We start from the raw sequence: 19,759 nt of genomic DNA, 5'->3' as shown, positions 1-19,759 counted from the left end.
CAAGCGCGAACGCAACGCGCTCGGCAACTTTTTCTTCCGGCCTTCGCTTATCACAATCCTGCAATGCCTCCTCCCCATTGACGCCCCATTCAGAAGCGCCAATGGATGTGTTGACGCGACTCAACGTGATTGCGGCGGCAGCGCTTGAGTTCACATGTGCACATACTCAGGTGTGGAGGGGATTTTCACATGACCGAAGACGAAGAACGCAAAGCGCGCGAGCGCGATGAGATCGCCGCCCGGGTCGCCGCCTTCCGTGCTACGCAGGAGAAGTTCAAGCGCGAGCGCGAAGAATACTTCGTGTCGACGCTGGAGAACGCCCGCAAGGTGGAACGGCCATCGCTCTGGCCATAGCATCGCCGCGCAGGCAAGCGCGAGGACATGCGAATGAAAAAAGCCCGGAGCAACGCTCCGGGCTTTTCGCTATTGGCGGCTACCAATGGCGCCAGTGGTGATGGCGGTAGTACGGCCCGCCGCCGTAATAGGCGTACGGACCCGGCCCGTAATAATAGCTCGGGCCGCCATAATAGCCGTAACCAGGACCGTAATAGCCATACGGTCGGGAGGCTGCGACCGCGCCCGCGGTGATGGCGCCGGCGGCTAGCCCGAACGCGAGGCCCGGGCCGATGCCGCGACCGCGCGCCTCGGCCGGCGCAGGCGCCGCGACGGCGGTCACGCCGACGGCCGTGATCGTGGCCAGAACTGCCAATGTCTTCTTCATGCTCCTCTCCTTCGCGTCTTGCGGAGATAACCGCGAGCGCGCGCGATGGTTGCGCAACCCGCGGAAACCCGGCGCGGTCAAAAACCGTTGATGCGAGGGGAACGAAATCGCCGGACGCGGATTGATTTGCCAAGTGCGGGAGCCTCCGCCATCCGGGTTGAGGCAACAGCACGAAGACCCCGTCAGTATCTCCGCGATGCTGGCGGGGTTTTTCAGTTTCACGGGAGCCAATGGCAGCAGACCGCAATTGCTGCCAGCGGGGCGGACGATCGAGGAGGAATTTTTGCCATTATCCGCTTTGCTGGCCCGTATTCGCAGGTTGGTTCCCAGATCCGACGATCAGCATTACGACGAGATCGTCCGCAGCTTCGGTGTCGGCACCCTGCGCCCGCCGCCGACGCCGATGAGCGACGGCGAACTGGCACGGGCAATCGCCGAGTTCCTGAAGGAGCAGCCGTCGAGCGAATCCGTCGCGGCCCTCGGCCGCCGGCTCGACCCCTCCTCGCCGGTTTGAGTTCCTTTCGGGAGCAAGGAACCAGGATTGCGCGCGGACGTTGAGTCCTTCCTCACGCTGAGTGGAAGGAAAGAGGCCCGACATGCCCGCGTGGCTCGAAGTCTTGCTCAACCTGTCCGGCTATGCCGGCTTCGTGGCGCTCGCCTCGCGCGGCGGCGTCGCTTGCCCGCGGTCGCCGGCCGACGATCGCATCTATAGCGACGAACGCTAACGCATCGCGCTTTAGTTGGCGTGCGCCGCCTGGCCCGCCGTGCGCACCAGCCTGTCGGCCTTGACCGCCACGCGCGTGTCTTCGGCCTGCGGCCGCAGCGAGAAGCTGATCACCACGAAAGCGAGACAGAACAGCGTGCCGACGACGGCGACGCGCCGGTAGGTGTACCGGTCGCCTTGGTAGAAGGACGGCGTCGAAAAAGGCGTCATGACAAATTGCTTCTTGGCAAAGTCGCTTCTTGCTCGTCTTTGCCAGACACCTACCCCAGCCCGCAGCAAGCGCAACGCGATTGGGCTTTTAACCTAACCGAATAGGGTTATCGGCGTCCGCGCAAGCACTCGTTAGGCACATCAGAGGCGGCACCTCTGCCGTCGGGACAGGCGACAGACCGACCGACTTTGTTCCGGCTTCGACTCCATTTCGTTCTCGAAGAACGAATCGGAATCGCAGAAATGGGCACGGAGCAGTTCTTAACAAACACTTTGCGACCTCGATCAGAATAGCCGGCATTGATGCCGCTTCCACGCCTCGCGCATTCGGAGAAGACACGCGCGGGGCCAGGCATCACTCCGTCTCGTTTCTGACGCGCGCGGCCGCAACGCCGCAGCGAAGCGCCCCTGTTCTGCATCCGACTCCATTTCGTTCTCGAAGAACGAATCGGAGTCGCGAAAACCGGTGCGGAGCGAATCCTAACGATCGATGAAAGCGCGAACTCTCGCACCTTCGTCGGCACAGCCCTTTGCGGGCAAACTCTTCAGCGGCAAATCGAGCGCGAGCCGACAGAACGCGATCGCGCTCGCGGGCTGCCGCGTGTCGTCGACACTGATCAAGCCGCCCGCTTCGCCTTCTCCTTGGAGAAGCATTCGAGGATCTGGATGCGGAGCTCTTCTGCGGCAGGCCCCTCGAGCTTCCTGAGCTCGTTCCAGAGCCTGATCACTTCGCGCTGTTTTTCGACAGTCATGAGTCACCTCCCAAAAGTCTCCCAAGGCGACCCACACTAGAACAAAAAGAGAACAAAAAGTCCAGCCCCTCCGGCTAAATTTCGCTGGCCTCGCGTTGAACCTTTTCGGAGCGGCATGGACTTACGGAAGCTGGGGATTTCAGCGCCCAGTCACACGGCAGCGCCGCCTGACGAACATACTCCGTCACCGCGGCGCTGTTGCCTTTTAGATTTTCAACCTTAAGTTTGGAATCCGGTTGGCGGCCAGGCGCTGAAATCCCAACGCCGTCAGCCAAGAGAGCCCCGCGCGAAAGCGCGGGGCTTTTCTCTTGAAGTCGGTGATCTCTTGAAGTCGGTGACTTGGCGACGGGCGCGGATTGCATGCTAGCGAAACGAAGCCTCGCCCTTGCGCATCGACCGGCCGGAATCCAGCGGGCCGGCAACGGTGCGGCGCAGCCGCTCCCCATGGAAGCCGGCATCGCGAGCTTCGTCATGGAGAGCCGATGATCTGCGAGGTCTGTGAGAACGAAACCTCGGTCGGTCGGCGCTGCTTGCAGCCGCAGAGCCTGCCCGGCCAGAGCGACCGGCGCTCCCTATGGTTTGTCCTGATCGTCCGGTGATGTTCGGCGTCGCCTTCGCCGAGCACCACCTCTTCAGCCATTGCTCGTCGCGCGGCCTTACGGCAGTGCCCGCCGCAACGATGTCGCCTGCGCCTCAGACGGCGTCCTTGGCGACCTTCAGCGGCGAGGCCTTGACCGATTTGCTGGCGGGCTTCGCCGCAAACTGCATCGGCTCCTTGGTGAAGGGATTGATGCCCATGCGGGCTTCGGTCGCCGGCTTGTTCACGACCGACATCTTCACGAAGCCGGGAATGACGAACTCACCGGATTCATTGAGCTCCTTGTAGCCGACCGTCGCCATGTACTCGATCACCGACTTCACGTCGTTCTTCGAAAGCTGCGTGCCCTCGGCAATTGCATCGATCAATTGGGTCTTCGTCATCTTCGCCATGTCTGAATTCCTTTGAATGGGGGCGCGCGCAATTCCTGCTGAGGACGCGGCCGGACCGCGGGGGCGCGCTGCTGATTCATGCCAGAGGTCATGAAGTGTCCGGGCTTAGAACCCATCGAGGCCGAAAACGCAAGCACGGGTTCTCAGGGGCTCCCTTCCTCCTGTGAACGATGCCCGCTCTCTTTTTGAACCATTCGGCGGCTGGCGCGTCTTAGGATTGAAGTCCCCAAGCCTCCCCGCCAGAGAGCCCCGCTTCCCCCAGGCGGGGTTTTCGCTGTCGAGACTCTTCTTGATCCGCCTGCTGTGTCACCTGCACGTGAAACCTGTGGCTCGGCCGGCGTCGTTGACACTTCAGTAACCTAACGAGGCCAAGCTCCAATCAGGTTCGTTGCGTTGGAGTATCCCACAGTGCTGGATTTTGACGAGCTGCGTGAACTCGCGGCTGATGTTCGTATTTTTGTCGAGGTCGCCGAAGACAAGGCCGAAGCGCTCAGGGCCGTCATCGCGGCCTACGACGTGGTGCTGGCGATCTTTCCTACTGAAGAAGGCATGGGTCTCCACGTCATCAAGGGCCGCGAGATCCTGGACGGGATTGCGAAGTCGCGGACGCATGCGATGTACAGCCACACCGCCATTGCGGTTCCCGACCTCGCGCATGCAGAAGCGCTCAAGTTCCTGACGACACCTGTCGACCACCGGCTTGCGGCCTAAAGCATGATCCGGAGAAGTGCGCAGCGGTTCTCCCTCGCGACAAACGCGGAACGCGTTTGCGCGGAGGTCATGCTTGAACAACAACCTGAAGCGCGATGACGATTCATCCTGGTCGCATCGCGCTTTAGTCGCTGGTGCGAATGTGCCGCTCTCGCCGCAAGGCACGACCGACGGGGCGCGCGCTCAGCTCGCGAATGAAGCCTTATGCGCTTGCCCGGCAAGTCCGGCTGTGGATTTTCTTTTGAACTTTCCGCCGGCTCGCGCGTCTTACAGTTGAAGCGTCCCCAAGCTTCACCCCCGACAGAGAACCCCGCTTCCCCCAGGCGGGGTTTTCGCTTTTTGGCGCGCTCGCGCTGCATCGGCTCGTCCGGAATTTCAAGCCTCTCTTTGCCGTTGACCCGGCTCCCCTCCCGAAGCACCTTTTCGGCGGGCAGGCTTTTGAGGAGGAGTTATGCCGAAAACCCTTGTGGAATTCAGAGCGCAGAACCTTCGTTTGCTGGAACGGCTTTGTCCCGATGACCCCAGATACATCCAGGCCTGGTTGAAGCAATTCGACGAGCAGAACGGGATTGCACCCGAAGCGCGTCCGAAGCCCGGCAAAACGCGAAGGACTTCTCCGCCGAGGAAGGCCGCTTCGCTCCGCCGGACCAGGTCAGCGTCCTCCTCCTCGGTCTCGCCACGCTGATCGGCGCAACGACGAGCACGTGTTTCGTTGCTGCGTGCTCCCCGTCGTAACCAGGGCCATCGCATATGAGTTCCTGGCGGCGCCTGAGCGAGCGCCTCGTCCTTCGAGACGACCGCCTTGCGGTCTCCTCAGGATGAGGCTGAGCGGCATCTTTGCTTCCGGAAACTGCTGTCACGCACTCGGTCTTCATCCTGAGGGCCCGCCAAAGGCGGGCGTCTCGAAGGATGGCCGCAGGGAAAGTTTCTCAATTGCGATAGCCCTGCCGTCGTAACGGGGAGCGCAGAAGACAGTGCGATGACGGCCACGCCTGCGCGCCACCGGCCATGGCCACTCTTCCAGCTTGCGGCCGCTCATGGCGAACAGCTGCAACTGGGAGCACCATCATCGCAATTCGAGCCGTGCAGCTTGACGGCGCGTCGCATCTCGAACGGCGCGTCGACGCCGGCGACGTGCCCCGATGCGATGCACGAGCAACGATACGAGGGCACAGCCGATCACGGAATATCCGCGGCCTTCCGGCTGTCGCCGATTGAAACCGGCTTGTTCAAAAAATACTCGCGGTTGCCTGTCGCGGCCTCCGCGTACTGGTCGATGGCCACGATGATGGCCTGGACGTGGGCGTAGCACCACCCTTCCCGCGTCGCCTTTCTACGAACGTCCTCGAGCGCGGTCAGGAAGGGCGACAGCTCCCTCTCGTCGTCGAACCAGCGCCTGCTCACCATGTCCTCCCGCCAAGCACCCTGCCCTTGTTGTGATGCGGCTCCGCGCTCCTCAGCGCGTCACGCTGGGCGCACAGATTTTCAACCTTCGCCTCCATCCGCGACAGCAGCGCTTCGGCCGAGGCCGTCCCGACGCCCGCCCGCTGCAGCTCCAGGATCTCCTTTCTCTGCCTGCCAATCTGGATGCGCATCCGTTCGATCTCCCGCCTGACAAAGTCCAGGTCCGGCATGTTCAGCCCTCGCGATTTGAATATGGCCAAAGAGAACAAAAACGGAACGAAGAGTCGAGTCCGACGTTTGACGGAAAAGGAGATTTTCGATGGCGGACAACACCCGGAAGGAACCGAAGGATTGGGTTTCCGGGGACGACCCGATGACGGGAGCCCAGGAATCCTACCTCAAGACCCTCGCCGAGCAGGCGCATCAGGACCTGCCCGAGGAGGAGCTGACCAAGGCCGAGGCCTCGGAGCTGATCGACGAGATGCGGCAAAAGGCCGGGCTGGAGCGGTGACCCGTATTCTTGCGGGAATCCGGAGCCATGTGTATGCAAACGAAATTGGGAATCGAAAATGCCTTATTTCGTTTGCGCCCGCGACGGAGCGGGCCAGATCATTTTGAAGCGCGACACCAGGGAAGCGGCCGAGAAGAAGGCCGCCGAGCTCCGCGACATGGGCTATTTCGAAGTCGAGATCATCGCGAAGGCTAACGAGAAGGCGGCGTAAAGCTCGTCTGATCCGCCTTCGCGCTGCTCACATCGGAGCCAGCGCTTCATGCTTACCTCAGCGCCTTGAAGGCGCTGAGAATGACGAAAGCACCCAGGCCGTAGGTCAGTGCATTCACGCCCCAGCAAATGGCTACGCCGAGGAAGGTGGATCCTCCGACCGCTCCCCAGAAAAAATACGCTGCGGTGATGCCCGGCCACTCCAGCGAGAGGAACGCGAAGTCGGTTAACGGCTCCGCGACGAGGAGCGCTGAGGAGATGAACGCCCCGATTGCGAATGCGATGATGAGGCTCATCTTCACGGAGTACATCACAATCCCAGCAAGCCGGCGATAACGGGAATGAGGAAATAGGCGGCGATCCCGAGAAGGCCGCCCACGACAAAGCGTGCAGCACGGCCGTGGATCTTCGTATCGAGCCACGCACAGATGGCCACCGCAGCCTGTCTCAGCCAGCCACCAACGAGGCATCTGACGAGGTCAAACAGGAGCTCTGCAACGAGGGCGGCCATGGCGTTTGGTCGGCGCGACCTTTGGTGGGGTTCAAGTGCAGAGGATATGACCATTTCCGTCGGCAACAGCGCGAGAGCGAGAATTTGGGAGCCAGTAGCCGGGATTACTCAGCCAGTGCACAAATTTCCGTATCTCTCCAGTCGGCTTCGGGCGGCGCTCGGCGGGAATGCCTGATTGAGTGCACTGTCGGCACGACATAACGTGACCTTTGCTTTAGCGGAAACCCCAATCCGGATATTGCGCATTCTGCACGACCTTTCGGCGCCACTCCCCTGACTTACAATGAGCGATCAGGCAATCAACGCAAAACAGGGGCTTGAATGAAAACCGCACTTGTCTTCGGCGCAACCGGCTTCATCGGCTCGCATTTGCTGCGCGACCTGTTGGACAGTTCCGACTATTCGCAGGTTCTGGTGGTGGTCCGCAAGCCGTTGGCGGTGAGCCGTCCGAAGCTCACGGTGTTGATCGGCGATCTCGCTTCCCTGCCCGCACTCAAGCCGCAGCTGATAGCGGACGAGATCTTCATCGCGCTGGGGACGACGCGCAAGCACACGCCTGACGAGGCCGAGTACTACAAGATCGATCATGATTATCCGCTGTTGGCGGCCGAGATCGCCAGGGCGAACGGCGCGCGGTCGGTGTTCCTGGTCACGGCCGTCGGCGCCAACGCCGCTTCCAGCGTGTTCTATCTCAGGACCAAGGGCCAGGTGGAGCGGGACATTCTCTCGCTCGATTTCGAGCACACGCATATTTTCCGCCCGTCGATGATCCTCGGCGAGCGCGACGAGGACCGCCCGCGTGAACGTCTCATCATCGCGATATGGGGCGTGCTCAATCCGCTGCTCGTTGGCCCGGCCGACCGGTATCGCGGGCTCGCCGGTAACGACATCGCGCACGCCATCGCCAAAGCCGCGCGGCATCAAACGGAGAAGGTGCGAATCTATCATTGGAAAGAGATGGCGGCACTGCTTCGAACGTGATGCAGTCCGAGCGTCCCGGCACCCTTCACGCACATTTGCCTCGGCCCCCTGCCCCTCCTCTCCTTTTCCTGCTATCTCCTACCCCGCTGTCCCGTCCCAATACAAAACCCTCCATTCGTTCCAGGGAGCAACAACCATGCGATACCTCCACACCATGCTGCGCGTGCGCAATCTCGATGTCGCGCTGAAATTCTATGTTGATGCTTTCGGTTTGAAGGAGGTGCGGCGGATCGAGAACGACAAGGGGCGCTTCACGCTGGTGTTCCTGTGCTCGGCGGACGATCTCGAGGCGCTGAAGAAGCAGCCGCCGACGCGTGGGGCGCCGCTGGTCGAACTCACCTACAATTGGGACGAGGAGACCTACGGCGAGGATCGCTTCTTCGGCCATCTCGCCTATGAGGTCGACGACATCTACGCCACTTGCGAGAAGCTGATGAAGGCCGGCGTCACCATCAACCGGCCGCCGCGCGACGGCAACATGGCCTTCGTGCGCTCGCCGGACCTGCACTCGATCGAGCTGTTGCAGAAGGGCGAGCCGAAGCCGCCGCAGGAGCCGTGGCTGTCGATGCCGAACACCGGTCATTGGTAGATTTGCGCGCGGAACAAGCGCGCACGGCCCGCGTTCACCCTCCAGTGATGCAATTGGAGGAGGATGCGATGGCGAGAGGGCTGTTGCTGTGGATGATTGGCGTGCCGATCCCGGTGATCATTCTGTTGTGGCTGTTCTTCGGCCGCTGACCGTCAGGTCGAACTTTGCAATGAAAGCTCCGCCGCGTGCGGAGCTTTTTGCATGAGGGACGCGCCGCAATCGCGCATCGCTCAAGGCAGCGAATTCCGCTATCACCCGCAGCAAGCGACAATGCGGGGAGACGCTTCGTGCCTGATACCAAGCTGACGATCTGGGGCCGCGCCAATTCGGTCAACGTGCAGAAGGTGCTGTGGTGCCTGACCGAGCTCAATCTGCCCTATGAGCGCATCGACGCCGGCATGAGTTATGGCAGGACGCGCGAGGCCGAGTATCTCGCGATGAACCCCAATGCGCGGATCCCGACGCTGGTCGAGGGCGACTTCGTGCTGTGGGAGTCCAACTCGATCATGCGCTATCTCTGCCTCGCGCATGGAAGCGGCACGACGATCTACCCGGAGGCGCCGAAGCAGCGCGCCTCGGTCGACCGCTGGCTCGACTGGACGCTGTCGACCGTGCAGCCGGTCGACCGCCCGGTGTTCTGGGGCATCGTGCGCACGGCGCCCGCCGAGCGCGACATGATCCAGGTGCAGCGCGATGCCGATGCCGCCGCCGAGGTCTGGGCCATCGCCGACCGCCTGCTCGCCACGCGCCGCTTCATCGAGGGCGATGCGTTCACGCTGGCCGACATCGCGATCGGGTCCTATGCGCGGCGCTGGCTCGGGGTCGAAGGCATCAGCCGGCCCGCGCAGCCGCACCTCACCCGCTGGCTCGCCGAACTCGGCAAACGGCCCGGATTTGCACAATTCGTCGCACCGCCGATGTCGTGAGCGCCGGCAGGGTGCAAGCTGCGGCGATCGCGCGAACGGAGGTGATGACCGAGCAAGCCGCGCGATCTATCGGCCGCACCTTTCAACGATGACATCATACCCCTGTTTTGCCCGACGCGTCAAAGCCGTATTCGCCAAATCCTAAGAACGGAATGACCAGCGTTTGCCGTGACTTGGCTACTGTGCATGGGGTTGTTTTCGCAGTTTTGTCGGGGCTTCAGCGCCAGCCGCGCTCGACCAGCAGGACGGCGATGATGAGCACCAGCGTCACCACGGCGGTCGCCAGCCGGGCCGCCCAGCTCAGGCCGCGGCCGACCCACCACAACAGCGCGCAATACATCATGATGGGAACGATGAGGTCGAGCCGCAGCAGATCCGCCGGCATGGCCCTTAGCGCCTGACGCTGGTGTCGATGCTGATCGAGCCACCGACCTTCACGCAGGTCCCGGTGCCCTCGACCATGACGAAGCGCGGGCCATAGGAGGCGCAGGAGCCCGCTCTTGCCTTTCCGGCGGCGCTCTTCAACGGCAGGGCGTTGCCCGCTTGCTGCCGTTCGGCAGGCGGGAGACGCAGGCTCTCGGCCGCGGTCGCGGACGTGGCCAGCAACGAGATCAGGATGAGGAGCGGCGTACGCATCGCCGCCTTGTAGCCCGGACCGGTGGGGCGCGCCATCGGGGGTGTTCGCGCCCGCGATCAGATGAACCTGACGCCGGCCGACTTGCCGCGACGCCAGACCACCTGGCAGCTCCGCCCGGTGCGCGCGTCGCGCGCAAAGGCCATCCGGATCACGCCCGGAAGCTGGCTCGCGTCCTCGTCCAGCGTGATTTTCGCGCCCGTGTCGGAGATGTCCTGGACCAGGCAATGCCGCGCGGCGAAGCCGCCATCGAGCGTGATCCAGGCGTGCTGCGACAGCAGCTTGCGGGCGGCGCGCTTTTTCGGCGGTGGCATTGGAAAATCTCCCGCTCCAGCGCTACGCAGGGAACCCTAACAAACCGTTGAAATCGCCTCCGACGCCTCCGGCCCGCATTATCCACGGGCGCCAAAAGTCCGTTCCCGAACGGCTTGCCCGGGAGCGCAAACGCCACTATACGTTCGCCCGCTGCAAGCCGCCGGGCGCTGTTCGGCCGGCCAGCGGCCGTGCCGCGGCAAGCGGCGGGGCCCTGCGTTTGCTCCCTTCGTCTATCGGTTAGGACGCCACCCTTTCACGGTGGAGAGAGCGGTTCGATTCCGCTAGGGAGCGCCAAAAAGCACCTAAAGTCATAGTGATGTCGGCAGGTTGGCTGGTCCATGACCTGCGCAGGGATATCGAGCCGCGGACACATTGTTTCTGCGCAGAAACTCGGCTACTGGTGCGGTTTCCATCTATGGATCCGCAGCGATGACGGCCCGGGGTCTCACGTTCATCTACGTTGAGTATGGTGACATGGAGCGGCTCCAATTGGAGCTGAGGTACAGCCTTTCGACCTTGCTATATTGGGGCCGCCGATTCCCTTTGGACGTTGTCGTTTACACTGACAAACCATATCGCCACGCGGATTTGCCGGTTCGGCTGGTCGACATCTCCAGCAAGATTTCGGAGTTTTCCCGCGACGGTCTCTACCATCACCGCATCAAGCCATGCGTCCTCCTGAAGGAAATGGAGACCAGCACGAACTATTGCGTCATGGCTGACACCGACACCTTCTTCCGCGAGGGATTCTTCGAACGTCTGTTGGCCTCGCTGAGATCCGGTGCTGTAGCCGTCGATCGCCGTCACGGCCGCAATCCCATGCCCCAGCTCGCGGGGTTCGCAACCAGTCTGCCGAATGCAGGTCCCTATCGCTACGATCCAAAGCTCGCCGTTGAATACAACAGCGGGCTCACGGCCGTTGATCCGGAGCGGCATCTTCCGGTGGTGCAGGATGCCATAGCATGGATCGACGCCGTGCTCGACGATGGCGCACGGCAGCTCACCATCGAGCAGATCGCTTTGTCCGAGTGCCTGCGTGCCCACGCGATCCCCGTAGCCACGATGCACCCCGCTTTCGGGCACTACTATCGGGTCGCTCACAAGCGATACATGCAATGGCAGCTGCGACGTTGGAAGGAAAAGGACGGCCGGCTGTTCTCACCGCAGCCGGGAACGATCCCGTACACGCGACTTCGGGTGAGGTGGTTCAGGATCTTCGCCAGGATCAGTACGGTGCTCGGGCGCAATGTCGAGACGCAGACCCGGTGGAGATGAGCCGTCGAGTTCACGGTCGGCGCCAAAAGACGAGTGAGACGATTGTGACCAGTGGGACCAGCACAGCGGTGACCCTGCCAACCCATCTGGCCATTCGCTCGATCCGAAATTGAAGCGCCGCGTCTGGGGCTGGTGAGGCAGCAGGGTCGGTTGGCTTTCTACGCATGGCGGCTTTCCTTTAGCCGATCCCCTTCAGCTTGGCACGCTCGGGCTCGGGCGAACGCCGGGGCGTCCTTCAGCCTCGGCCTTCGGCGCCCCTTTAGCAGGTTAGCCAGCGATCCAGGACCGGAGAGCAACATGCTGGCGAATCACCGGGGTTAACCATCTGAGATTGCTCATGATGGCCCTTGCGCCAGGGAGCGCCAGCTGCGCGGTGGCTCGCCAACGCCGACAATCCTCCGCCGCGGCATGAACTCCCCGCCCCCGCCCTCCGACCAATCTCCGATCGGAACCGGTACAGGCCCATGGAGCCGCGCGAGACCATGCCCAACAGCCATTCCGGCGCTGCCCCGCAGCCGCCGGCCTGGATGCATCGCGCGTCCCCCCATGCGCCGGACCGGCGCGCCAGGATGCTCGAGCACATGGCGCACGCCCGATCGCTTGCGCAGCGCCTGGCGGCGGCTGCGCAGCCCAAGACGCAGCCCAAGACATCGTCGCCGCTCGCGGCCGGCACGACGATTTTCGGTGATGCCTGCGGCTACGCAATCCTGTTCGGCCTCATTGCGCTCCTGTTCCAGTCCAGCGTTCCTCTCTACCTCGGCGCGTTTCTCTTCCTGGGCGACGGCGCGCGCATCGAGAACGCGCTCGGCGCGATCGGGATCAGGTTCGAGCCCGATACGATCGGCCCCGAGATCGTCAAGGGCTCCATGTTCTGGTTTGCCTGGATCGCGCTGCTCGTATCCATGAGAAGCTCCGTCCCCGCCTTTCTCGCCGCGTGGATGCCACCGGCCATCTCATGGTCGTCGGTCGCGGGCATCGCTCTCGCGCTCGCCATTTTCGATGCGCTCGCCGCGCTGACGATCCGGCGCGGAGGTCCGTGGTTCAACTTGTCGATCAGGCCGGACGGCCTGGCCTGGACGACAATAAAGACCGTCGTTCTCGTTGGCGTGCTGGCGCTGCTGGTGCTGTTGGTCTGAACGCCACCGCTGATTCCGCAGTGACGATATTGCGACCTTACGCCGCGAGCCATCGCACGACTCTGGTCCGCGTATTTACCGGAAATTTACCCCTGCTCATGTGCGCCGGTATCAATTGCTTAGAGTTTGGCCGCTAGCCGTGGAACTACGGAATCCCAAACAGATCGGCGCTCATGTCCGTCGAAGAGTTCCTCAGGCAACGGGCAGTGGACGTTGCGGTGAGCGGCAGCTACTCGCTGCCCCGCTGGTACGATTGCGAGGGCAAGCTGCGCAGCTTTGCCTGCCGGACCAAGCGCGTCTCGCCCTTCCGCATGATCGTGGACGTGCCTGTCGTCGGCAAGGTCGGCGAGCGCGTGACCTCCTACTTCCAGGATTTCGGCGAATTCCAGTGCACCATCAGCGCGACGCTGAAGGCGGGCTTCCTGATGGAGCTCGACATGACGCGGACGCGGCGCGCCTGGATGTCGGAAAAGCTGACCTGGCTCGAGAAGAAGCAGAAGGATGCCAGCGTTCGCGAGCTGCGGCGTGACGCGCGCTTCGTTCCGCAGGTCTCGCACACGGTCCTGACCCTCGCGGACGGCAGCACTCATTCCTGCTTCATCATCGACGTCTCGACGGCCGGCGTCGCGGTGTCCTCCGAGTACGATCCGCCGGTCGGAACCCCGCTTGCGGTCGGTGCCTGCGTCGGGCGGGTGATCCGCAAATTCGCGCACGGCTTTGCGGTCAAATTCGCCGAGAAGCAGTCCCGGGACGACCTCGTCCGCCTGATCGTGCGCTCATCGCAGCCGGCCTGATCCACCGCATCGCTGCCCTATCGCGGCCAAAATGCGGTATCAGCTTATGTTGGTCTGTGCCTCGGGCCGGACGTCATGTGCAGACTTGCGCTCGGGGGACCGAATGGCAGTCGACAAGATCACAGTTGATAAAGTCACAGTAGATAAGATCACTTGGGACAGGGTCGGCCGGGTCACCGAGCCCGGCCGCTACATGTACACGTTCGGCTGGCTCACCATCACCGCCGGCGATATCGAGATCTGGAAGCGATACCCACAGGCCGCGTTCACCCTGCTGGCGCAACCGGCCGATCCGGACGAATCGATCGGCGAAGAATTCCATCTCGGCGCCTTCGACGTCGCCCCCGGCGCGCCGCCGCCGTTCACCACGCATTGAAGAACGGCTTCGGGGCCGCCGCGCGCTGCCTTGAGAGGTCATCCTGCCCGCTGATCCGCCGCCGGAAACAAGTGCGCAGCGAATCGAAGAAGCCTGCGCATTTCCTTGATCTGGCTTGCCAATCCCGATCCGGCATCCGACGCACGGTCGTTACGATGGACGACGAGCATTTTTTGTCATGCAATTGATTGCGCTTGTATTCTACTTCTTCGCAGGCGACGGGAATGAACGGCAGCCGTCGCCCGCATTCAGCGATCCGACAGCAGGCGCATGACACATGGTCGCATCGGCCGACGTAGATAAGCGGATCAAGGGAACCTATTTTCGGCGCCAATGTACCTGATCGAAGCGCTCCCCACCGTCATTGGAACTGCAGCCATCGCCCCGGCGCTGCTGATGCTGTGGCTTGTCATCGCTGCCGAAGAGCGCCCCGGCCCGCCGGCCCAGGTCTGGACTGCCTTCCTGCTCGGCGCGGCCAGCATTTCGCTCCTGGGGCTCGCCCGCGCTCCCTTCGCCAAGATGGTCGCGGCCCCCGACGACCCCTGGGCGGCGCTGGCCATGCATTCGATCTTCGGCGTCGCGCTGCCTGAAGAGGCCGTCAAGGTGATCGCCATCGTGCTGATTTCGTCGACCAAGCGGCGGACCTTCTCCAATCCAATGGACACCGTGGTCTATGGCGCCGCGGTCGGCCTCGGCTTCGCCGCCTACGAGAACCTCGCCTACCTGGTCCAGCACGCGGAGATGTGGCGCTCGCTGGCCGCCCTGCGCAGCGTGCTGACCGTGCCCTTCCACGGCGCGCTCGGGATCATTGCGGGCGCCTACCTGACGATCGCGCGCGCAGGCACGGCACTGGGCGCGAACCGCCGCCATCGCGACTGGGCGCGCCTCTCCAGCCGGCTACTGATCTTCGCCGCCCCGCTCGCGCTGCATTCGGCTTTCGACTTCCCGCTGCTGGCGCTCCAGCGCATGCCCGATCTCGATCCGACGCTCCGGATGTGGCTGGGCGCTGCGAGCCTCCTGGTCGGCTTCGGCTCGATTGCCTTCGCCATCCGCCTGGTCCGGCGCGTCGCGCGCCACCATGCGCCGCGGACCGATGTCGCGCGCGAGCGGCTCAGCCAGCTCCGCCGGATGTGGGCGCTGCTGCTGGCCGGCGGCGGCATCGGCTTTCTGGGGCTCGCCTTCGTGCTGACCTCGATCCATCACTGGCTGATCAACCCCGAGCGCAACCTGACGCTGGCGCTGATCCCGATTGGTTTCGTCTCGATCCTGCTCGGCCTCGCGCTTCTGATTGTCACGACGGCGATCTACATTCTCGGCCGCAACCGCATCCGCACCAGCGCGGAAGGCTTTTCGTCGGCGCCCGGCGGCGGCTGAGCGATGGCAGGCGCGGTGGACACATACTAGATTGAGCGGCATGGGCTGCTGACGAGATCGAGGACTTCATGACATCGCCTGAGGAATTTTCACGGCTGCAATCCGCAATGAACCAGGCGGTCAAGACGCATTGGAAGGCCTTCCTGTTCGAGGGCATCCTGCTCGTGGTTCTCGGCATAGCCGCATTGGTCTTGCCGCCGCTCGCGAGTCTTGCGACCGCGATCTTCCTCGGCTGGATGTTCCTGATCGGCGGCATCGGCGGACTGATCGCGACCTATTGGGCACGCAGCACGCCGGGCTTCTGGTGGTCGCTGATCTCGGCCGCTCTTGCCGTGCTCACCGGCATGCTGCTGCTGGCCCGGCCGACGCAGGCCGTACTGACCCTGACCATCGTGCTCGGCGCCTATTTCCTCGCGGAGGGCGTCACCACCATCATGTACGCGCTGGAGCACCGCCGCGAACTCAGCGGCCGCTGGTCGTGGCTCCTGGTTTCCGGCCTCGTCGACATCGCGATCTCGTTCATGGTGATCACGGGACTGCCAAGCTCGGCGGACTGGGCGATCGGCGTGCTCGTCGGTATCAACCTGCTGTTCGGCGGCGCCTCCTTGATCGGCATGGCAATGGCGGCACGCAACAGCAAGACCTGAGGCGCCTCGCCGCCCTACGCAACGATTGGGGGGGTGACAAGCCGCCAGCGGCAGGCTATATGGCCTGCCATGATCACCGTCGCCACCAGCTATTTTTGGTACTTTAGCTACGACAGCTCGCTGGCGGCGGGAGGATCGCGCTCAATCTGACACATTGCAGCAAACGTCCGAACAAGCCGCCAGACCTGGCGGCTTTTTTATTGGCCGGCAGGTTCTAAAACAGACAGGAGCCCGCCGTGCTGAGCACGACCGACGATCTTCGTATCCGCGAACTGAAAGAACTGAGCACGCCGGAAGAGGTGATGCGGGAGGTCCCGCGCACGCTCACCGCGACGCGCGTGGTGATGGCCGCCCGCAACGCGATCCACGCCATCCTGAGCGGCCAGGACGACCGCCTGCTGGTCGTAGTCGGCCCCTGCTCGGTGCATGATCCCGAGGCCGCGCTCGACTACGCCGAGCGCCTTGCGCGCCTGCGCGAGGACCTTGCCGACCAGCTCGAGATCGTGATGCGGGTCTATTTCGAGAAGCCGCGGACCACCGTCGGCTGGAAGGGCCTGATCAACGACCCCAATCTCGACGGCAGCTTCGACATCAACAAGGGCCTCCGGCTGGCGCGCAACGTGCTGTCGGCCGTGAACAATCTCGGTCTGCCCGCCGGCACCGAATTCCTGGACATGACGACGCCGCAATACATCGCCGATCTCGTCTCCTGGGCCGCGATCGGCGCGCGCACGACCGAGAGCCAGATCCATCGCGAGCTGGCCTCGGGGCTGTCCTGCCCGGTCGGTTTCAAGAACGGCACCGACGGCAACGTGCGGATCGCGGCGGACGCGGTGAAGTCGGCCTCGCATCCGCATCATTTCATGGCGGTGACGAAGCTCGGCCGTTCGGCGATCGCCTCGACCGCGGGCAACGAGGACTGCCACATCATCCTGCGCGGCGGCAGCAGGCCCAACTACGACGCAGCCAGCGTTGCGGCCGCCTGCAACGAACTGACCAAATCCGGCGTCGCGCCGCTCGTGATGGTCGATGCAAGCCACGCCAATTCGAGCAAGAAGCCGGAGAACCAGCCGCTGGTGATGGCCGACATCGCCAGTCAGATCTCGGGCGGTGAGAGCCGCATCATGGGCGCGATGATCGAGAGCAACATCGTCGCCGGTCGCCAGGACGTGGTGCCGGGCAAGCCGCTCACCTACGGCCAGAGCATCACCGACGGCTGCATCGACTGGCCGACCACGGCAGGCGCGCTCGAGCAGCTCGCCGACGCCGTCGAGATCCGTCGCAACACCCGGCACGCCGGGCGGCACGAACGATCGGCCTGAGAAATCACGAGGCTAAAGCATGATCCGGAAAAGTTTGCAGCGGTTTTCCGAAAAGATCATGCTTAGACAACAACCTGAAGCGCGATGACGATTCATCCTAATCGCATCGCGCTTTAGGTTGGCTCGCTCCTACCTCTCCCCGACGGGGAGAGGTCAAAGCAATCAGCAGCCGCGGCAGATGCTCTTGATCTTGCGATCGAGCTCCGCATCTTCCTTGTTCGCAGGGGTGTTCGGATCGCTCAGATTCTTCTCACTCGGCACGTCAGTCGCACGCGGCTGGCGGTGACCAACTGGCGCCGGCCACACCGTTCCACGGCTTGCACCGCTGGAGGTCGATCCCTTCGAGCCGTTGGTCTGCGCAACCGCCGGGCCACAAAGCAAGACCACGAGCGATGCTGCCACCATGATCTTCTTCATTCTCAGTGCTCCATTCTCCAAACCGGCGCGCTCTCCACCCCGCTCAGGTCTCGGGCGGGTAAAGATGAACGTCGCCGCAATAATCGACGATACGATAGCGCGTTTCGGCTCCCGCATCATCCGCATCGGGTGCGGTATTTTGCGGCGCCAGTACGTAACCTGGCCCCACGGGCGATTTGCCGGCGCCGCCGGGAATGTCGATGACATAGTCCGGCTGACATAGTCCCGACACCCGCCCGCGCAGCTGCCGCATCAGGTCCTGTCCCTCCGCCAGCGTCGTTCGCAGATGCGCAGTGCCCGGCGCGAGATCGCCGTGATGCAGGTAGTAGGGCTTGATCCGGCATTCGACGAAAGCTCGCATCAAATCCGACAGAGCGGCGATGTTGTCATTGACGCCGCGCAACAGCACGGACTGGCTCACCAAGGGAACTCCAGCGTCGACGAGCCGTGCGCAGGCAGCACGCGCGGGCCCCGCCAGCTCGCGCGCGTGGTTGGCGTGCACTGCCAGCCAGGTGGTCGCGCCCGCGACCTTCAATGCCGCAACCATCTCCTCGCTGACGCGCGCGGGTTCGGCCACTGGTACGCGGGTGTGAAGACGGATGATCTTGACGTGATCGATCGCAGCCAGCTCGGCCATGATCTCGCTCATCCGCCGCGGCGACAGCATCAGGGGATCGCCACCGGTCAGAATCACTTCCCATATCTCGTCGTGTGCCCGGATGTAGTCGATCGCCGCGCGATAAGCGCTGTCCGACAGCGCATTCTCCTTGCCGGGCCCCACCATCTCGCGGCGGAAGCAGAATCGACAATAGACCGCGCAGACGTGAACGAGCTTGAACAACACGCGGTCGGGATAGCGATGCACGATTCCGGGAACTGGCGAATGCGGATGGTCGCCGATGGGATCGGCACTCTCGCCCGGCCTCAGGTCCAGCTCGGCCGCGGTGGGAACGAATTGTCGCGCGATGGGATCGTCGGGATCGCTGGTGTCGATCAGCTCGATCAGCGCCGGCGTGATCGCCACGGCATAGCGCGCGGCAACGCGTTCGAGCGCCGGCAGCGCCGCTGCGGGGGCCAGCCCCTCGGCGACGAGTTCGGCAGGCTCGCGCAAAGTGCGTGCAAGGTTCGTCTTCGTCATCTCTCATCCGCAGGCGGTGTCCACACCACCTGATCAATTCGTGTTGCGCCGCTCGCCAGCATGACCAGCCGGTCGAAGCCGAGTGCGACACCACTCGCCTCCGGCATTGCGGCGACCGCGGCCAGAAAGTCCTCGTCGAGCGGATAGGCTTCGCCATAGCGGCGCTGCTTCTCCGTCATCGATTCCGTGAAGCGTTTTCGCTGCTCCTCGGCATCGGTCAGCTCGCCAAAGCCGTTGGCGAGCTCGACGCCGCACGCATAGATCTCGAATCGCTCGGCGACCCTCGGGTCGTCCGCCTTCACCCGCGCCAGCGCCGCCTCTGGAGATGGGTATTCAAACAGGATGGTCAAACGCCCCTGCCCGAGATGCGGCTCGACATGCTCGACCAGGACCTTGCTGAAGATGTCGGACCATGTGTCGTCCTCGGCCACACGGACCTTGCCGCGGACCGCCGCGGCGAGCGCGTCACGGTTACCCTCGCCACCCGAAATTGTCGACAGCAGATCGATGCCGGCGAAGCGCTCGAAGGCACCCGCGACCGTCAGGAGCTCCGGCTCGGCGAAGGGATCGGCCGTCCTGCCGCGGAAGGAAAAGGTCCCGATACCGGTCGCCTGCGCCGCACGGGCGATCACGACGACGCAATCGGCCATGATGGCATCATAGGGGGCACCTGCCCGGTACCATTCCAGCATGGTGAATTCGGGCAGATGCAGGTCGCCGCGCTCGCGGTCCCGGAACACCCGGGCGAATTCGAAAATCCGCGTCTCGCCCGCCGCCAGCAGCTTCTTGCAGGCGAATTCGGGCGAGGTCCGCAGGTATCGGCAGGCCCGGCTGCCGTCGGGCCGGATGATCTCGGTCCGGGGGGCGTGCAGATGGGTCTCATTGCCCGGGGAGACCTGAAGGACCGAGGTTTCGACCTCCATGAAGCCTTGTTCGGCGAAAAAGGCCCGTAAAGCTCCGGTCACCGCGCCCCTGGCCTGGAGGAACGGCCGCCGATCGGGGTGCCTGCCGGGCGACCAGAACGGCGACATCGGCTTGTCCCCAGCCATTAACCGACCGCTCCAACTAGCAGCAAAGTGCTGGCATCCAAC

31 protein-coding genes and 1 tRNA gene are annotated in these 19,759 nt (G+C 63.4%); 18 read left to right on the top strand and 14 right to left on the bottom strand.

Features of this window, described 5'->3' with window-relative positions:
• Positions 1-189 precede the first annotated feature (189 nt).
• Positions 190-354 (top strand): hypothetical protein, encoded by a 165-nt coding sequence (locus FJV43_RS35125; protein WP_162832225.1) that lies wholly within the window; start codon positions 190-192, stop codon positions 352-354.
• 79 nt (positions 355-433) lie between these two features.
• Here FJV43_RS35125 and FJV43_RS35120 read toward each other — a convergent pair whose 3' ends face one another.
• Positions 434-721, bottom strand: coding sequence for a hypothetical protein (locus FJV43_RS35120; RefSeq protein WP_239623485.1), 288 nt, complete (start codon positions 719-721; stop codon positions 434-436).
• Positions 722-878: 157 nt separating this feature from the next.
• On the opposite strand from FJV43_RS35120, the gene FJV43_RS35115 reads away from it, so the two are divergent.
• On the top strand, positions 879-1,235 hold the full coding sequence (locus FJV43_RS35115) for a hypothetical protein (RefSeq protein ID WP_239623484.1): 357 nt from the start codon (positions 879-881) through the stop codon (positions 1,233-1,235).
• 82 nt (positions 1,236-1,317) lie between these two features.
• The gene (locus FJV43_RS37210; RefSeq protein WP_256456621.1) at positions 1,318-1,446 is read left to right on the top strand and encodes a hypothetical protein; all 129 of its coding nucleotides are present in this window, start codon (positions 1,318-1,320) and stop codon (positions 1,444-1,446) included.
• 11 nt (positions 1,447-1,457) lie between these two features.
• Here FJV43_RS37210 and FJV43_RS35110 read toward each other — a convergent pair whose 3' ends face one another.
• The 3 genes from FJV43_RS35110 to FJV43_RS35105 form a co-directional block, all read right to left on the bottom strand.
• Positions 1,458-1,655: a hypothetical protein gene (locus tag FJV43_RS35110; protein ID WP_239623483.1), complete on the bottom strand. Its 198-nt coding sequence runs from the start codon at positions 1,653-1,655 to the stop codon at positions 1,458-1,460.
• 617 nt (positions 1,656-2,272) lie between these two features.
• Positions 2,273-2,407 (bottom strand): hypothetical protein, encoded by a 135-nt coding sequence (locus tag FJV43_RS37205; RefSeq protein WP_256456618.1) that lies wholly within the window; start codon positions 2,405-2,407, stop codon positions 2,273-2,275.
• 693 nt (positions 2,408-3,100) lie between these two features.
• Complete coding sequence (locus tag FJV43_RS35105; RefSeq protein ID WP_008558895.1) at positions 3,101-3,397, bottom strand: HU family DNA-binding protein; 297 nt, start codon at positions 3,395-3,397, stop codon at positions 3,101-3,103.
• A gap of 408 nt (positions 3,398-3,805) precedes the next feature.
• Between FJV43_RS35105 and FJV43_RS35100 the strand changes: the two genes are divergently transcribed.
• Positions 3,806-4,108 carry a hypothetical protein gene (locus tag FJV43_RS35100; protein WP_028182152.1) on the top strand — a complete coding sequence of 101 codons (303 nt, stop codon included), beginning with the start codon at positions 3,806-3,808 and terminating at the stop codon, positions 4,106-4,108.
• Positions 4,109-5,287: 1,179 nt separating this feature from the next.
• On the opposite strand, the gene FJV43_RS35095 is transcribed toward FJV43_RS35100, so the two are convergent.
• On the bottom strand, positions 5,288-5,515 hold the full coding sequence (locus tag FJV43_RS35095; protein WP_028182153.1) for a hypothetical protein: 228 nt from the start codon (positions 5,513-5,515) through the stop codon (positions 5,288-5,290).
• Positions 5,509-5,742, bottom strand: coding sequence for a hypothetical protein (locus tag FJV43_RS35090; protein WP_239623482.1), 234 nt, complete (start codon positions 5,740-5,742; stop codon positions 5,509-5,511). Before FJV43_RS35090 ends, FJV43_RS35095 begins: the two co-directional genes overlap by 7 nt.
• 89 nt (positions 5,743-5,831) lie before the next feature.
• Between FJV43_RS35090 and FJV43_RS35085 the strand changes: the two genes are divergently transcribed.
• Positions 5,832-6,023: a DUF3072 domain-containing protein gene (locus FJV43_RS35085; protein WP_239623481.1), complete on the top strand. Its 192-nt coding sequence runs from the start codon at positions 5,832-5,834 to the stop codon at positions 6,021-6,023.
• Positions 6,024-6,081: 58 nt separating this feature from the next.
• The gene (locus FJV43_RS35080) at positions 6,082-6,234 is read left to right on the top strand and encodes a hypothetical protein (RefSeq protein WP_239623480.1); all 153 of its coding nucleotides are present in this window, start codon (positions 6,082-6,084) and stop codon (positions 6,232-6,234) included.
• A gap of 52 nt (positions 6,235-6,286) precedes the next feature.
• Here FJV43_RS35080 and FJV43_RS35075 read toward each other — a convergent pair whose 3' ends face one another.
• Both FJV43_RS35075 and FJV43_RS35070 read right to left on the bottom strand, forming a co-directional pair.
• A complete protein-coding gene (locus tag FJV43_RS35075) occupies positions 6,287-6,544 on the bottom strand; it encodes a hypothetical protein (RefSeq protein ID WP_239623479.1) in 258 nt (85 codons plus the stop codon).
• Entirely contained in the window at positions 6,544-6,744 is a 201-nt protein-coding gene (locus FJV43_RS35070; protein ID WP_239623478.1) for a hypothetical protein, read from the bottom strand. The genes FJV43_RS35075 and FJV43_RS35070 overlap by 1 nt, the downstream gene beginning before the upstream one ends.
• Positions 6,745-7,065: 321 nt before the next feature.
• Between FJV43_RS35070 and FJV43_RS35065 the strand changes: the two genes are divergently transcribed.
• The 4 genes from FJV43_RS35065 (at position 7,066) to FJV43_RS35050 (ending at position 9,240) form a co-directional block, all read left to right on the top strand.
• On the top strand, positions 7,066-7,725 hold the full coding sequence (locus FJV43_RS35065; RefSeq protein ID WP_239623477.1) for an oxidoreductase: 660 nt from the start codon (positions 7,066-7,068) through the stop codon (positions 7,723-7,725).
• 136 nt (positions 7,726-7,861) lie between these two features.
• A complete protein-coding gene (locus FJV43_RS35060) occupies positions 7,862-8,314 on the top strand; it encodes a VOC family protein (RefSeq protein WP_239623476.1) in 453 nt (150 codons plus the stop codon).
• Positions 8,281-8,463: a hypothetical protein gene (locus FJV43_RS35055; RefSeq protein ID WP_239623475.1), complete on the top strand. Its 183-nt coding sequence runs from the start codon at positions 8,281-8,283 to the stop codon at positions 8,461-8,463. Before FJV43_RS35060 ends, FJV43_RS35055 begins: the two co-directional genes overlap by 34 nt.
• A gap of 138 nt (positions 8,464-8,601) precedes the next feature.
• Entirely contained in the window at positions 8,602-9,240 is a 639-nt protein-coding gene (locus FJV43_RS35050) for a glutathione S-transferase (RefSeq protein WP_239623474.1), read from the top strand.
• Positions 9,241-9,457: 217 nt separating this feature from the next.
• Here FJV43_RS35050 and FJV43_RS35045 read toward each other — a convergent pair whose 3' ends face one another.
• From FJV43_RS35045 to FJV43_RS35035, 3 genes are read right to left on the bottom strand one after another with little or no spacing between them, the layout of a single operon-like run.
• Complete coding sequence (locus FJV43_RS35045) at positions 9,458-9,625, bottom strand: hypothetical protein (protein WP_239623473.1); 168 nt, start codon at positions 9,623-9,625, stop codon at positions 9,458-9,460.
• A gap of 5 nt (positions 9,626-9,630) precedes the next feature.
• Positions 9,631-9,876: a hypothetical protein gene (locus tag FJV43_RS35040; protein WP_239629753.1), complete on the bottom strand. Its 246-nt coding sequence runs from the start codon at positions 9,874-9,876 to the stop codon at positions 9,631-9,633.
• Positions 9,877-9,933: 57 nt separating this feature from the next.
• A complete protein-coding gene (locus FJV43_RS35035; protein WP_061880412.1) occupies positions 9,934-10,188 on the bottom strand; it encodes a PilZ domain-containing protein in 255 nt (84 codons plus the stop codon).
• A gap of 220 nt (positions 10,189-10,408) precedes the next feature.
• On the opposite strand from FJV43_RS35035, the gene FJV43_RS35030 reads away from it, so the two are divergent.
• The 8 genes from FJV43_RS35030 to FJV43_RS34995 all read left to right on the top strand — a co-directional run bounded on the left by FJV43_RS35030 (position 10,409) and on the right by FJV43_RS34995 (position 17,113).
• Positions 10,409-10,483, top strand: a tRNA-Glu gene (locus FJV43_RS35030).
• A 135-nt stretch (positions 10,484-10,618) separates the two neighbouring features.
• A complete protein-coding gene (locus FJV43_RS35025; protein ID WP_239623472.1) occupies positions 10,619-11,464 on the top strand; it encodes a hypothetical protein in 846 nt (281 codons plus the stop codon).
• A 347-nt stretch (positions 11,465-11,811) separates the two neighbouring features.
• Entirely contained in the window at positions 11,812-12,600 is a 789-nt protein-coding gene (locus FJV43_RS35020) for a hypothetical protein (RefSeq protein ID WP_345946116.1), read from the top strand.
• A 173-nt stretch (positions 12,601-12,773) separates the two neighbouring features.
• Complete coding sequence (locus FJV43_RS35015; RefSeq protein WP_239623471.1) at positions 12,774-13,394, top strand: PilZ domain-containing protein; 621 nt, start codon at positions 12,774-12,776, stop codon at positions 13,392-13,394.
• Positions 13,395-13,497: 103 nt separating this feature from the next.
• Entirely contained in the window at positions 13,498-13,770 is a 273-nt protein-coding gene (locus FJV43_RS35010; RefSeq protein WP_239623470.1) for a hypothetical protein, read from the top strand.
• 333 nt (positions 13,771-14,103) lie between these two features.
• The gene (locus FJV43_RS35005) at positions 14,104-15,144 is read left to right on the top strand and encodes a PrsW family glutamic-type intramembrane protease (RefSeq protein ID WP_028177540.1); all 1,041 of its coding nucleotides are present in this window, start codon (positions 14,104-14,106) and stop codon (positions 15,142-15,144) included.
• Between the two features lie 68 nt (positions 15,145-15,212).
• Positions 15,213-15,791 (top strand): HdeD family acid-resistance protein, encoded by a 579-nt coding sequence (locus FJV43_RS35000; protein WP_239623469.1) that lies wholly within the window; start codon positions 15,213-15,215, stop codon positions 15,789-15,791.
• Positions 15,792-16,027: 236 nt separating this feature from the next.
• On the top strand, positions 16,028-17,113 hold the full coding sequence (locus FJV43_RS34995; protein ID WP_275973696.1) for a 3-deoxy-7-phosphoheptulonate synthase: 1,086 nt from the start codon (positions 16,028-16,030) through the stop codon (positions 17,111-17,113).
• Between the two features lie 162 nt (positions 17,114-17,275).
• On the opposite strand, the gene FJV43_RS34990 is transcribed toward FJV43_RS34995, so the two are convergent.
• From FJV43_RS34990 to epmA, 3 genes are read right to left on the bottom strand one after another with little or no spacing between them, the layout of a single operon-like run.
• A complete protein-coding gene (locus FJV43_RS34990; protein ID WP_239623468.1) occupies positions 17,276-17,530 on the bottom strand; it encodes a hypothetical protein in 255 nt (84 codons plus the stop codon).
• 43 nt (positions 17,531-17,573) lie between these two features.
• On the bottom strand, positions 17,574-18,668 hold the full coding sequence (locus FJV43_RS34985; RefSeq protein WP_239623467.1) for a lysine-2,3-aminomutase-like protein: 1,095 nt from the start codon (positions 18,666-18,668) through the stop codon (positions 17,574-17,576).
• Positions 18,665-19,717 (bottom strand): EF-P lysine aminoacylase EpmA, encoded by a 1,053-nt coding sequence (gene epmA / locus FJV43_RS34980; protein ID WP_239623466.1) that lies wholly within the window; start codon positions 19,715-19,717, stop codon positions 18,665-18,667. Before epmA ends, FJV43_RS34985 begins: the two co-directional genes overlap by 4 nt.
• Between the last annotated feature and the right edge of the window lie 42 nt (positions 19,718-19,759).

The organism is Bradyrhizobium sp. I71 (genome assembly GCF_022354745.1).
Lineage (GTDB): Bacteria > Pseudomonadota > Alphaproteobacteria > Rhizobiales > Xanthobacteraceae > Bradyrhizobium > Bradyrhizobium liaoningense.
This window is presented reverse-complemented; position numbering and strand designations above follow the sequence as displayed.